This window comes from Endozoicomonas sp. 8E, assembly GCF_032883915.1.
Classification (GTDB): Bacteria; Pseudomonadota; Gammaproteobacteria; order Pseudomonadales; family Endozoicomonadaceae; genus Endozoicomonas_A.
Genome location: NZ_CP120717.1, coordinates 4,215,933 through 4,230,092, shown reverse-complemented (window position 1 = coordinate 4,230,092; position 14,160 = coordinate 4,215,933). Strand labels below are relative to the sequence as shown.

General features: G+C 48.4%; 6 protein-coding genes. 4 read left to right on the top strand and 2 right to left on the bottom strand.

Features of this window, described 5'->3' with window-relative positions; all coding sequences use genetic code 11:
* Nucleotides 1-2 precede the first annotated feature (2 nt).
* The 3 genes from P6910_RS13880 (at nucleotide 3) to P6910_RS13870 (ending at nucleotide 11,467) form a co-directional block, all read left to right on the top strand.
* Nucleotides 3-3,782: a DUF4116 domain-containing protein gene (locus P6910_RS13880; protein ID WP_317141884.1), complete on the top strand. Its 3,780-nt coding sequence runs from the start codon at nucleotides 3-5 to the stop codon at nucleotides 3,780-3,782.
* 155 nt (nucleotides 3,783-3,937) lie between these two features.
* Nucleotides 3,938-7,612 (top strand): DUF4116 domain-containing protein, encoded by a 3,675-nt coding sequence (locus P6910_RS13875; protein ID WP_317141883.1) that lies wholly within the window; start codon nucleotides 3,938-3,940, stop codon nucleotides 7,610-7,612.
* A gap of 273 nt (nucleotides 7,613-7,885) precedes the next feature.
* On the top strand, nucleotides 7,886-11,467 hold the full coding sequence (locus P6910_RS13870) for a DUF4116 domain-containing protein (RefSeq protein WP_317141882.1): 3,582 nt from the start codon (nucleotides 7,886-7,888) through the stop codon (nucleotides 11,465-11,467).
* A 129-nt stretch (nucleotides 11,468-11,596) separates the two neighbouring features.
* Here P6910_RS13870 and P6910_RS26845 read toward each other — a convergent pair whose 3' ends face one another.
* Together P6910_RS26845 and P6910_RS13865 are read right to left on the bottom strand one after the other, a co-directional pair.
* Complete coding sequence (locus P6910_RS26845) at nucleotides 11,597-11,704, bottom strand: type II toxin-antitoxin system YafQ family toxin (RefSeq protein WP_410493834.1); 108 nt, start codon at nucleotides 11,702-11,704, stop codon at nucleotides 11,597-11,599.
* Entirely contained in the window at nucleotides 11,701-11,964 is a 264-nt protein-coding gene (locus P6910_RS13865) for a type II toxin-antitoxin system RelB/DinJ family antitoxin (protein WP_317141881.1), read from the bottom strand. The genes P6910_RS26845 and P6910_RS13865 overlap by 4 nt, the downstream gene beginning before the upstream one ends.
* 768 nt (nucleotides 11,965-12,732) lie before the next feature.
* On the opposite strand from P6910_RS13865, the gene ltrA reads away from it, so the two are divergent.
* Nucleotides 12,733-14,058 (top strand): group II intron reverse transcriptase/maturase, encoded by a 1,326-nt coding sequence (gene ltrA / locus P6910_RS13860; protein ID WP_252176896.1) that lies wholly within the window; start codon nucleotides 12,733-12,735, stop codon nucleotides 14,056-14,058.
* Nucleotides 14,059-14,160 lie beyond the last annotated feature (102 nt).

Below are 14,160 nucleotides of genomic sequence, written 5' to 3'. Positions count from 1 at the left end.
AAATGATAAGTACGTCGTCATGGTTGCGGTCACTCGGTATGGCAACGGGCTGGCAGATGCAAGCCCGGAGGATGAACATAAACATCAGAGGGATGTCTCAGTTACATGCCAATTTTGATCGTTCAAATCAGCAAATCCTGGCAACCATTCCAAATCGGAGTACCGGGGCTCTCAGTTCAGTTAACAGGGCTAACCTTTTAGCCAAAAGATATTTCAGTTATCTGGCTGCCAGTTGCATTCCCTGCCAGACACTACTGGCCAATCGTGTCTGTCGTATACAGACTTCAGTTCCACTCAATCAGGCTGCTGACCAGTCTCGCCCCAACCGGGCACTACTTGGGGGCAAGGGAATGTTTTTGCAGCGCATGAAGGCAGCAGGTCTGCCTGTTCCACCCTTCAAGTGTGTTACTGCTCAAATCATGAATGCGCTTGAACAATATCCTCTGGATAGCCATCATTTTGCTCGCTGTCTCCCGGGGATTGTTCATCAACCGGAGGCTCAGACCAGCCTGATGAACATCCGGAAATACCTCAATGCCCTGCCATCGTCAGAACAAGTGAAAAGGGATATCGGGCTGGCGAGTCTGGCGAAATTTATTGCCAGTAATGACTTTTACGAACAGGTTAAAGATTCTGAAGCGGCCCGCCACATCAGGGATCTGCGCTCTCAGCTGGACGGACCATGGACATCACAGCCGGTGATGGTTCGCAGCTCTGGCATCAGCGAAGATAATTACGGCGATGCCCAGGCGGGCAAATACCTCTCGAAAGTTCAGGGAGAAGAGGATGTTTTGCGAACCTGCCTTGAGGTTATGGCCTCAGGTTACCGGCCAGAAGTCTGTCCCGGAGTTATACCACCTCCCATGGCGCTGATCCTCCAAGAGTGCATTGACTGCCAATATGGCGGGGTCGTCATGAGCTTTCAATCCTTTCAGGATGATACCCTCAGGGTCGAATACACACCGGGTCAGCCCAGAGGCGTTGTGACAGGACAGTCCGGTAACAGGCCCCATCGCATTGATATTTCTCGCAAAGAAAGTGTTGACAGCGCTCACTATTTTCCCGGAACGATTTCAAGTCGCTTCATCCTGCGCAAAAACACGAATAATAACGGCTATTCAGAAACAAGCATTCATCATGCGGATACTCAAGCAGACGACTACAGTCAGCAACTCGGTGATGACAGGGTTTCAGCACTCAGGGAAATGGTTACAAAGCTCGAAAACCTCTTGCTCTGTCCCGTGGATGTGGAGTTTGCCATCGATCATAAGGGGCGCCTGTTCCTGTTGCAGGTGCGCCCTGTTACCCGACTCTCTGGCGGCATGAGTTTTGCCATGCCGATACCCGAAGAGACTCTGGCTATTGGCGAGGTTGTCAGCGAAGGCTATTGCACCGGACCACTCTGGGTGGCCAAAAAACAAAAGGCAGACTTTATGCCAGAGGGAGCCATTGTTGTGGCCCACCACGGGCAAGAGTGGATGCTTGAGCCTGAGTTCCTGAAGCGGGCAGGAGGGTTTGTCTTTGATGAAGGAGGATTCAATGATCATGTCGCCATCCTGCTGAGACAGAAAGCAAAAACTTTGATGCTGGCCGCTGGCCATTACCCGGCCATAGCTGCTCAGGACGGCCAACAGGTTACGCTGGCCTGCGCTCGCTTTAAAGGTACGCCCGGTGCCTTCATTGTCGTCGGTGACCATAGCGGAAAACTGGCCAGTTACAGAACGCCAGCCACCGCTTTTTCTGATGAACCCTTACCGCAAACCATCCCGTCACGGGATGATTTGTCCCTCCCTGAAGGTACTTTCCATCAGGTCGCCAGTGGCTTTAAGTGGCTCACAGATCAAAATGCCCGACTGCTGGTGCTCTTCGCCTCTGGTGGTGGCCTGGATTGTCTGGCAAACCCGATAAAACTGAGTATGTCGCCACAACGAGCAAAGATACTGGCAGAGACCAGGGAGTGCGTAAATCGGCTTATTTATGGCGCAAAAGCCCTGTTGGAGGGTTACCTGGCCTTCCTGCTACTGGCGCGTAACAGCAGGGCAGCCAAGGTCGGGCGATTGCTGGATGAATTACCGCTATTAATCAACCGGTTCGAGACGTTGAAACAGACTATCCGAGCAGAGCTGGAGGCTATCATCCTGCCACTGGATGACTGTGAAGATGGAAAGATATCGTTTCGTCAGTGGCTGGCCGCCTGCCACCGGCTGCAATCCCGTCTTCAGGCACTCAACCCTTCAGAGGCTGAGCAGGTGCGGAGTATCCATGAGCTGATTTTTGCCCTGCATAAGCGCTTTGTGGAGGCGCTGGCACCGGTCACTCTGGCCTCGGGCCAGGGCAGATTGTTCAAGGAGGAAGAAGTCGCTTATGTTGATTGCACGACTCCGGATGGCTCGGGTGACAGGGCTCCGCTATTGAGTCCCTCCTGCAAGGCATCCCTCAACAAATTAGCCCGTCCGGCGACTGTCATCAGTATGGATGACGCCTTGATTGTGAACCTTAAGTTAGGACATCACCTGGCGCTTATCGAGCTGCTTGAAAACGCAGAGGGGGGTAAAGGACGAACCTTGCGGCTGAAATTTTCTGACGAGTTTGATGTCATTGATGGCACTGATGCACCCGGCAAATTGAAACGTATGTGGTTTCTGGTGCAATTACTGAAAACGATCGAACTGGATAAAAATGCTGCTGATATGAAGCTCAGTAGCAACGCCGTAGCGGGAGAAATTATTGTCGAATGCGCCCGAATGACATCACGTCAAACCATGCAGGATGCTTTTGAAAAACTGATGACAGCTTTGCATGCTATTGAGGATATGGATATTTATTTAGAGGACTGCAGCCTTTTTGAAGGGGATCAGTGGAATTTTGACTTGCTTGCGCAACGTCTTGATAGAGACTCAGCAACAGAAGCAGATAGATTTGCCTTTCAACATTGTCTTTTCTCAACGATTTATGACTATTCCACGATGACTCCCGATTGTTGCCAGTTATTAAGTAAACAACACCAACAATTTATTGATTATGTGCAACGGTTAGAAGAGTGGTGGAGAAATTCGGAGAACCATTTTCGGGAAGTGTTAATGAGTGATGAGATCAGTGAGGACACCCGCAGGGAGCTTTTACATCACCTGTTATTGATAGATGCCCAAAACGCTATGCCATTGGTTGAGGCTGTTTATCCCGATTTGAGAGACCAATACTATGTTATAAAACCATCAGCCTGCAGTTACAGCCTGGAGTTTGATGTTCCACCAGGTCAGTCGCTTCCGGAAGATAGAGAAAAGGTCAAGAGTTTCTTTCTGAAGTATGGGCTGGAATATGCCAGCCAACGGGCTCAAAATGATAAACATCTGGTATTAGCCATCACTGCAGCTCATCCGCACAACCTGAAGTATTTGAGTGAAGAACTGAAAAGTGATAAAGAGGTCGTCCTGGCCGCAGTCACTGGAGATGGCGGTCTGCTGGAATATGCCAGCCCGGGACTTCAGGATGATGATGAGGTTGTCATTGCTGCTATCACACAGTATCCAGATGCTTTTAAGTATGCAAGTCCAAGAATCCGAAGCGATAAAAACATGATTAAAATCTTGATAGCTGATGATATCACTCACTTAAGACATGCCCATAGAGCGGTATTTCATGATCGCGGGTATATGCTGGATTTAATTCAAGAATATCCTCTGGCTTTCGAATATGCTGCCTACAGACTTCAAGAGGATGAGGACTTTATTGAAGCAGCAGTCCAAAGAAATGGCGAAGTTCTTAAATACATACGCAAGTAAGAAGTTCGGAATGCTCCATTTTTTATCCTGATCAAGCTTTGTGCCTGAGGCTAATGGTGGAACTTTATAAAAATAATATTGTCCTAGTTTAAGTGATGGTTTTAAGCGATAGCGATTAAATCATGGATGATTAATAACATGAGAAGGATATCTTTATGTTTCATGCTACTACTTTTGACATATCAAGTCTTCGAAATCTGACTATTGATCTCAGTGATCCCAACCAGAATACTGAGGCTCATAGTTTATCCAAAAGGCATTTTGATGATCTTGAATCCATTGGCGACCCCGACGCAACGCCACTAGCCAAGCGCAAATGCCGCTCACCTGTTGCCGATCAGACTGCTCATTGTTCTGCTGCCAAACGGGAATTACTTGGCGGCAAGGGAATGTTTTTGCAGCGCATGAAAGCAGCTGGTTTGTCTGTGCCACCGTTTCAGTGTGTGACAACCCAGGTCACCAATGCGCTGGAACATCAGCCTCTGGATAGCCAGCGTCTGGAACCCTGTTTCCCCGGGATCGGCGATGAACCGAAGGCGGAGATCAGTCTGGCGAATATCAGGGAACGCCTCAATGCGTTGCCACCTTCAGAGCAAACCAGAAGAGACATCTGGCTGGAAGGTCTGGCGAAATTTATTGCCAGTGATGACTTTTATGAGCAGGTTAAAGATTCTGAAGCGGCCCGACACATCAGGGATCACGGACTATCAGCATCAGGGCCGCTTATTGTCCGCAGTTCCGGCATTAATGAAGACAACTACGGCGATGCCCAGGCAGGCAAATACCTCTCGGAAGTTCAGGGAGATGAGGATATTTTGCGAACCTGTCTTAAGGTTATGGCCTCAGCTTACCGGCCTGAAGTCTGTTCCGAAGGCATACCGCAACCCATGGCGCTGATTATCCAGGAGTGTATTAACTGCCTGCACGGCGGAGTCGCCACGAGCTTTCAATCCTTTGATGATGATACCCTCAGGGTTGAGTTCACACACGGTCAGCCAAGGGGGGTAGTGGCAGGACAGTCCGGTAACACGCCCCACCGTATTGATATTTCTCGCAAAGAAGGAGCCGAAAACGTTCAATACTTTCCCGGACAGATTTCAAGCCACTTCATTCTGCACAAAAACACAGATAATTGCGGCTATTCGGAAACAAGAATTGATGATGGGGATGCTCTATCAGACGACAATGGTCAAAAACTCAGTAATGGCCACATGCTCAGTAATGAAATAATCTCAGCACTTAAGGACGTGTTGGCAAAGCTGGAAGACCTATTGCACTGCCCCGTGGATGCAGAGTTTGCTATCGATCATCAGGAGCGCCTGTTCGTGTTGCAGGTGCGCCCCATAACCCAACTCTCTGGCGACATGGTTTTTACCATGCCCATGCCCGAACACAGCCTGGCCAGTGGCGAGGGCATCAGTGAAGGCTATTGCACCGGACCACTCTGGCTGGCTAAAAAACAACAGGCAGGCTTTATGCCAGAGGGAGCCATTCTCGTGGCCCGACATGCTGAAGACTGGATGCTTACGTCTAAATGTCTGGATCGGGCTGGAGGTGTCGTCTTCGCCTCAGGTGCATTCAATGACCACATGGCCATTCTTATGAGACAGAAAAAAATACCCTTGATGCTGGCCGGCGAAGAGTTTACGACCCTGGCCGGGCGGGATGGCCATCAGGCGACACTGGCCTGCGCTCGCTTCAAAGGTGAGTCCGGAGCCTTCATTGTTGCCGGTGACATGAGCGAAAAACTTGCCAGCCACAGAAGCCTGTCCTCTGCTGTTTCTCATGTGCCGTCAGTAAAAGCCATCCCGTTAAGGGATGATTTGTCTCCCCCTGAAGGCACATTCCGTCAGGTCACCAGCAGTTTTGAATGGCTCACGGATCAAAATGCCCGCTTGTTGGCATTCTTTCTCCCCGGCCGGGGACTGGATTGTTTGGCAAACCCCATAAAACTTAGCATGTCGCCACAACGATCAGAACTATTGGCAGAGGCCAGTGACAACATCAATCGGCTGATTTATGGGGCTGATGCAATGTTGGAGGGCTACCGGGCCTTCCTGAACCTGGCGGGTGACAAAGATTTACAAAAGGTGCAGCCATTGCTGAATGAATTGCAGCTGCTAAACAACCGGTTCGCGATGCTGAAAGAGACCATCCAATCAGGGTTAAAAACGATCATCCTTTCCCTGCAATCTGATAAAGAAGAGCAGTTATCCACGGGAGCTTTTCGTCAGTGGGTGGCAAACTGCCATCAGCTGCAATCCTCTCTTCAGGCACTTAACCCCACGGAGGATGAGCAGGTACGGAGTGTTCATGAGCTTATTTTTGCCTTGCATCAGCGTTTTGTGGCGGCATTGGCACCGGTCGCTCTGGCTTCGGGTCAGGGCAGGATATCAACGGAAAACGAGATCACCTATGTCGATTGCACGACTCCGGATGCAGAAGCTCCGCTCTTAAGACCGTCCGACAAAGCATCCATCCAGCGATCAGGGCGCGGAGGGACTGTTCTCAGTATGGATGATGCTTTGATTGTTAACCTGAAGCTTGGATATCATCTGGCCGTTATTGAGCTATTTAAGGATGCAGAAGGGGGGAAAGGCCATACTCTGCGGCTGAAATTCTCCGACGTATTTGATAAACCTGATGGCAGTGATAATCCCGGTGGTTTAAAACGTATGTGGTTTCTGGTGCAGTTACTGAAAGCGATCGGACTGAATAAAGATGGCGAAACCATGAAGGTCAGTTTTAACGCCGTAGCTGGAGACATGATCGTCGAATGTGCCCGTATGACATCACCTGAAACCATGCAGGAGGGCTTTGGAAAACTGTTGACAGCGTTACGTGCTATTCGTGACATGGATCTTGGCTTAGGGGACAGGGCTATTTTTGAAAGAGATGAAGGAGAACAGTGGAACTTTAACTGGCTGGCACAACGCCTCGACAGTGATGCGTTTACTGAAACTGACAGATTCTCCTTTCAACATATCCTGTTCTTAATAGCCAGTGATTTATATCGAGAAGACAGAACAACCCCCGTTTTCTATCATTTATTAAGCCATCACCAACAACAGTTTATTGATCAGTGTCGACAGTTAGTTTTTTCGGCTCCTGTGGAAGTGCTAATGAGTGATGAGATGGGTGAAAACATCCGCAGGGAATTGTTACATCATCTTTTATTATCACGCCCCCAAGAGGTTATTTGGTTTGTTGAAGATGAGTATCCCAATTTGAGAAATGATTACTTTATTATCGACCCGGCTTACAGCTACGAGCTAAGGTTTTCTGTTCCACCGGGTCCGTTGTTTCCGGGTGGTAGAGAAGAGATTAAAAAAAATCTGCTGAAGCATGGGCTTAAATATGCCAGTCGGCGGGTTCGAGATGATAAAGAGCTGGTATTGGCAACGGTTAAAGTGCATCCGCGTGACCTGATGTATGCTAGTGAAGAACTGAAGAATGATAGAAAGATCGTTATGTCCGTCGTTACTCAATATGGCATTGGATTGGAACATGCCGACGAGGAAATGCAGGATGATGATGAAGTCGTAATGACCGCTATTGCTTCGCATCCGAAAGCTTTTGGTTATGCAAGTTGGAGAATCAAAAGAGATATAAACATTATTAAAAGGGTGATCGCTGATGATATTAGTTGCCTGTCATGGGCCAGTGACATGATATTGAGTGATCGCAAGTCTATGCTGGCCTTAATTAAAGAGAATGCTCTTGCTGTTAAATATGCCGACACCGAACTTCTTCGTGATAAGGCTTTTATCGAGGTAGCAATCCGGAAAAACGCTGAAGCTCTAAGATACGTGAAGAAACCTGCGAGTTAAAACTGATCAATTCAGAAATATTCCGTGAACTTTATAAAAACATCATTGTCAAAAGCAGGAGGTTTATTAATTCTCTGTTGTTGAATATTGGATGAATATTAATATAAGAAGGATATTTTGATGTTTCCCACTACTTTTGATGTTCAAATTCCGAAAGCAAATGCAAATCAGGATACGGTGACTGGAAGTTCATCCAGCAGGGCTGGTAGCTCATCCAAAAGGCATTTTAGTGGTCATGATACAAGTAGTTTCCCAGAGCCAAGGTCGATAACCATGCGCTCTTGCCGTTCACCTGTTTCAGATCAGGCGGCTGACAGTTTTCCCTGCAACCGGGAACAGGTTGGGGGCAAGGGAATGTTTTTGCAGCGCATGAAGAAAGCCGATCTGCCTGTTCCACCCTTCGAATGTGTGACTGCTCAGGTCATGAATGCGCTTGCACAACACCCTTTGGATACCCGACTTTTAGACCGCTATTTCCCCGGGATTGTTTATGATCCTGAGGCAGAGACCAGCTTGACGAGCATTCGGGAATACCTCAATAGCTTGCCGCCTTCAGAGCAAACCAAAAGGAACAACTGGCTGGCGGGTCTGGCTGAATTTATTGTCAGTGATGACTATTACGAGCAGATTAAAGATTCTGAAGCGGCCCGGCAAATCAGGAGGCTGCGCCATGAGCTGGACAGACTCTACATCTCACAGCCGGTTATTGTCCGCAGCTCTGGCATCAATGAAGATAACTACGGCGATGCCCAGGCGGGCAAATACCTTTCTCTGGTTCAGGGAAATGAAGATATTTTGCGAACCTGTCTTAAGGTCATGGCCTCAGGTTACCGGTCTGAAGTCTGTCCCGAAGGCATACCACAACCCATGGCACTGATCATCCAGCAGTGTATTCATTGCCGATGCGGTGGGGTCGCCATGAGCTATAAATCTTTTGATGACGATACCATCAGTGTTGAGTTCACACCCGGTCAACCCAGAGGTGCAGTGGCAGGGCAGTCTGGTAACACGCCTCACCGCATTGATATTAGTCGCAAGGGTCGAAAAAGAGCTGACAGTTATCAATACTTTCCCGGGACTATCTCAAGCCAGTTTACCCTGCACAAGAACAATAATGGTTATTCGGAAAAAAGAGTGGATGCTGTCGATGTCCAGGCAAACGACGGCGGGCAGCTACTCAGTGATAAGATGGTTTCAAAACTCGGGAAGCTGGTGAAAAAGCTGGAAAAACTGTTGTTCTGCCCCGTGAATGTCGAGTTCGCCATCGATCATTGGGATCGCCTGTTCCTGTTGCAGGTACGTCCTGTTACCCGACTCTCTGGCGATATGGTTTTTGCTATGCCCATACCCAAAGAAACCCTGGCCATTGGCGAGGGTATCAGCGAAGGCTTCTGCACCGGACCGCTCTGGCTGGCCAGAAAACCAGAGGCAGCCACTATGCCACAGGGAGCTATTGTCGTGGCCCACCACGCTGAAGACTGGATGCTTGTGCCTGAGTTTCTGAAACGGGTTGGGGGTTTTGTTCTGGCCGAAGCAGGATTTAATGATCATGTAGCAATCCTTATGAAACAGGAAAAAATAACCTTGATGCGGGCTGGTGGCCAATATTCGGCATTGTTCGCTCAGGATGGTCAACAGGCGACGCTGGCCTGCGCCCGTTTTAAAAATAAGCCCGGTGCCTTTATTGTTGACGGTGACATTGCCGAAACACTGGCCACTTACAGAAGCCTGACTTCGGTTGTTTTTGATGCATTGTCAACAAAACCCGTCCCGTCACGGGAGGATTTGTCGCCACCTGAAGGCACATTCGATCAGGTCGCCAGAGGTTTTCAATGGCTTACGGATCAAAATGCCCGTCTGTTGGCATTTTTTGCCTCCGGAGGCGGACTGGATTGTCTGGAAAATCCGGTAAAACTAAGTATGTCGCCACAACGATCAGAGATACTGGCAGAGGCTAAGTACAACTTAAAACGCCTGCTCTATGGAGCTGAAGTCCTGCTGGAGGGGTACCGGGCCTTCCTGCTGCTATCGGGTGACAGCGATTCACCCTGGATCAAGCCACCTCTGGCAGAATTACCGCAATTAAACAAGCGCTTCAAGACACTGAAAAAGACCATCCGATCAATGTTGGAAACGATCAGGCTTCCTCTGAAAGCCGATGTAGAAGGGCCGTTATCCACCGTAACTTTTCCTGAGTGGCTGGACACCTGCCATCAGCTGAAATCCTGTCTTCAGGCACTCAACCCTGAGAAGGCTGAGAAGATCCGCAGTGTCCATGAGCTGATTTTTGTCCTGCATCGGCGCTTTGTAAATGCCCTGGCGAAGGTTACTCTGGCTTCGGACCAGGGCAGGCTATCCAGTAGCGGGAGCATCAAATATATTCATTGCGCGGTTTCGGGTAATCCGAATGAAAAGGCGCCGCTACTGAAGCCAACCTGCAAAGCCTTAATCGAAAAGTCGGGGCTTTCAGGAAGGGTCATCATTGCGGATGGCGTTTTGATTGTTAACCTGGAGCTTGGAAGTCATCTGTGCCTTATCGAGCTATTTGAAAACGCAGAGGGGGGTAAAGGACGGACTTTGCGGCTGAAATTCTCTGACCAGTTTTATGAAGATGATGGTATTGATGTAACCGCCAAGTTAAAGCGTATGTGGTTTCTGGTGCAGATACTGAAAGCGCTCGAACTGGATAAAGATGCCGATAGCATGAAGCTGTGTTGCAATGCGGTAGTGGGTGAAATTATCGTCGAATGCACTCGAATAAAAACAACTGAAACGATGCAGGATGCCTTTGAAAAACTGCTCACTGCGTTATGTGGCATGTGTGATCTGGATCGTGATATGCTGCACGTTGACCTTTTTGAAGGCAATCAGTGGAACTTTAACTTGTTGGCACAACGGCTTAATGGCGATCTTACGGCAGAAGCTGACAGGTTCGCCTTTCAACATTGCCTTTTCACAATGTATTATAAGAAGCGTATCCACTACACTCCCCATTGTTTCAAGTTATTACCAAGCCACCACCGACAGTTTATTCATTATGCCAAACGGTTTGCAGAATGTCGTGATAAAGGATCTTGTGATAAATCTGAGGATAACTTTCGCAAACTATTAATGAGCAATGAGATCACAGAGCAAACCCGAAAGGAACTTTTACATCATCTGTTATTTCTGGATGCCGAAAGGATTGCTCCATTGGTTGAGGATGTTTATCCCGATTTGAGACATCAATGCTATGTTCTAAAACCATTATCCTGTGGTTACAGGCTAAGTTTTGATGTTCCTCCGGGTCAGTCGCTTGCGGATAATAGAGAAAAGGTCAAAAAAGCCTTGCTGAAGCATGGACTGCAATATGCCAGCCAACAGCTTCGGAATGATAAAGAACTGATATTAACAATCATTGCAGCACGTCCCGAATGCCTTGAATTTGCCAGTGAGAAACTGAAGAATAGTAAAAAGGTCGTCATGACTGCAATCAACCAACATGGCTGTTGGCTGCAATATGCCGGCCCGAAAATTAATGATAATGAAGAGGTTGTAAAGGCCGCCATCAGCCATTATCCAAGGGCTCTCGTGTATGCAAGTGAAAGAATCCGAAGGGATAAAAACATTATTCAAATGGTCATTGATGAGCATATTGACAACTTATCTTATGCCAGTGAAAGGGTATTGAATGATCGCAAGTATTTGCTGGACTTAATTGCACATAATTCCCGTGCCTTCATATCTGTTGCGCGTAATCTTAAACGTGATATGGATTTTATCAGGTCAGCAATCCACAGGAACCCGAGTGTTGTTAAACACGTAGACGAGGAACTTTTAGCAAGTTACTACAGTACTGAATTTGCCGGTTCATAATGCCAAAAGCAGCCTGAAAAAACCGAAGCCCACGGCTATTCGTTTAGCTCTCTAATTTAAAGAGGTGGTGTCACATCAGGTCGTGACTAATACACTTTAAGGTGGTTTTTCTAGAGACTCGTTACGTTGCTACCCAAATAAATCAGAATGTGATCCAGTTCTTTCAAAAAAGATTTCACTTCCAATCACTTTGTAGATCAATAACCAATCAGGTTCTACGAGAGGAGTAAGTATCATTCTTTGTCCAGATCATCAAACATTTCTGCCATAGAATCATATCGAGTCAAACCTGCCCCCTTGTCTGTATCTTCGAAAGTTTTCAGGGTTTCATCATTAGGTATACGAACATCAAAAGGCAACCCGTTACATAAGCCTACCTGCTTATAAAACAAAGTGATTGCGTCTGTTGCGTTCAGTCCAAGTTTCCTGAATATCGCTTCAGCTTGTTCCTTTATATCAGGCTCTATTCTGGCCCGGATCATCGCGCTCTTGCTCATTGTAAGCACTTCTCATGTGTCATATTGTTCGACACAGTGCCATTGTAGATCATTTGGGATACGGTGCAAACGCAACATTAGAAGTGTTTCCAGTTCGTTCCGGGGCTTCGCCCCTGCACACGAACGCCTTCGGCGTGCGACCCGGTCTACGCAACCCGGTCTACGTTCTAACTCCCTATTGCGCTGAAGATTTGAGCCTTAATTCTGCGTTGGCCACCGCCGCCTTGTGTTAAGGCTCAAATCTCCATGCTCATCACGGGAGCTAGCAGCCTGTCGGACTTACCTCGTTCCCACGCTCCAGCGTGGGAATGCATACGTGTGCCGAGCATGTCACACAGCTTGGGGGTGAAAGTCCCCTGTCCAGCCAGATGAGGGCGAAGGACTAGTGAAGCACAAGGTTTGTATCGCGAGGTGCAGGCTGAAGGCAGTGTGGAGCAAAACCGCGAGCCGACGAACAGAAATCAGATATGAGGCTGTTTGCGTGAGGACGAGTCAGCGTATGATGACGAAGTCCATACTCATCCGGACATTCAGGCAGTAGATCTGGCGGTTGTGCGGCGAAGGCGGTGTGACTTACCTCGGGAGGTCTGTGTGGTGTCTGATATTTCGGACTGAGGTCATCGTAAGGTGACTTGACCGCCACACAGAAGTCAGCAGATGGCATAGTAGCTGGCGTATGTCAGTGAAGGCCTGAACGGTACAGAGTGGTGAGTAGTTTCTGTTATTCGATACACTGGACGCAGACAAATCCAGCAAACACTGGAACTCATGCCAAGTGGTCACGGCGGAACCGGAGGCTGCAAGGCTATGAGAGCTGAGGTCGTGTCGGTATCACAGGATTACGAAAGCCCGGCGGGTGGTACGAGACTGATGGAGCGTATCGCCAACCCCAATAATTTAACAAGAGCCTTTCAGCGAGTTAAACGCAATAAAGGCGCAGCAGGCATCGACCGTATGACAGTGGAAGGGTTGTACACCCATCTACAAGAACATGGTCATGAACTGCGACAATGTCTTTTGCAGGGAGAATGGCGTCCTGCTCCCGTAAGGCGAGTACTGATTCCCAAACCGGACGGAGGAGAAAGGCAGTTGGGTATACCAATCGCCTTAGACCGAATGGTGCAGCAAGCGATACAGCAAGTATTGCAGGCCGAGTGGGAACTAAGGTTCTCATCTTTCAGTTACGGGTTCAGGCCGAACCGGTCAGCTCATCAGGCGATTAATCAGGCTCAGTCGTATATCCGAGAAGGATATAACTGGGTTGTGGACATTGACCTGTCGAAATTCTTCGACCGGGTTAACCATGATCGACTGATGGCAAAACTGGCCGTTCACACAGATGACAAGGATGTATTACGTTTAATTCGACGATTCCTACAGTCCGGAGTGATGGAGAACGGGCTGGTAAAACCGCAGACTGAAGGAGTGCCTCAGGGAGGACCGCTCTCACCTGTGTTATCTAACATCGTACTGGATGAACTCGATAAAGAGTTAGAAAAGCGTGATTTACGATTTGTACGTTATGCTGACGACTGTCGGGTGTTTGTGCGAAGCAAGAAAGCAGGCGAGAGAGTGATGGCAAGTTTGACTCGTTACATCGAAAGTAAGCTGAAGCTAAAGGTCAACGTTGCGAAAAGTGCAGTTGACAAGGCATGGAGGCGGGCGTTCCTGGGATACAGCTTTACCAGAGATGGCAGGAAGAAGCTGGCAGATAAAACCTGCAAGCGGTTCAGGGACAAGGTCAAACAACTAACCCGCAAAGGCGGGCGGTCACTGGAGCAGAGATTGGAGTCTCTGAATCGCTATTTACGGGGCTGGAAGAACTACTTTCGAGAAGTTGAAACCCGTTCGGAGTTTGAAAACTTTGACTGCTGGATCAGGCGACGATTGAGAAGTTTGCTCTGGTATCAATGGAAGAAAAGTCCGAAGCGATATGCGGAGCTAAGAAGGCGAGGAGTCAGTGAAGAGCTGACGAGGCAGACAGTAGGATCGAGCAAAGGGTACTGGCGGATAAGCCGGAGTCCTGCGCTACACTTAGCATTGCCGAATAGTTGGTTCGATGAATTAGGTTTGATTAGATTATTGGCTGCTTAACTGACCGAAACGCCCAGTACGGACCCGTATGCTGGGTGTTGTGGGAGTTGCGCCTTGCAAGCGCGTAAAATCTTGTGACCTGAAATGGTCATCGCGGTAAAG

Bases quoted from the DNA above. Each gene is read 5' to 3' on its own strand.
- P6910_RS13870 (WP_317141882.1), top strand. From the start codon at position 7,886: ATGCGCTCTTGCCGTTCACCTGTTTCAGATCAGGCGGCTGACAGTTTT.
- P6910_RS13865 (WP_317141881.1), bottom strand. From the start codon at position 11,964: ATGAGCAAGAGCGCGATGATCCGGGCCAGAATAGAGCCTGATATAAAG.
- P6910_RS13875 (WP_317141883.1), top strand. From the start codon at position 3,938: ATGTTTCATGCTACTACTTTTGACATATCAAGTCTTCGAAATCTGACT.
- ltrA (WP_252176896.1), top strand. From the start codon at position 12,733: ATGCCAAGTGGTCACGGCGGAACCGGAGGCTGCAAGGCTATGAGAGCT.
- P6910_RS26845 (WP_410493834.1), bottom strand. From the start codon at position 11,704: ATGATACTTACTCCTCTCGTAGAACCTGATTGGTTATTGATCTACAAA.
- P6910_RS13880 (WP_317141884.1), top strand. From the start codon at position 3: ATGATAAGTACGTCGTCATGGTTGCGGTCACTCGGTATGGCAACGGGC.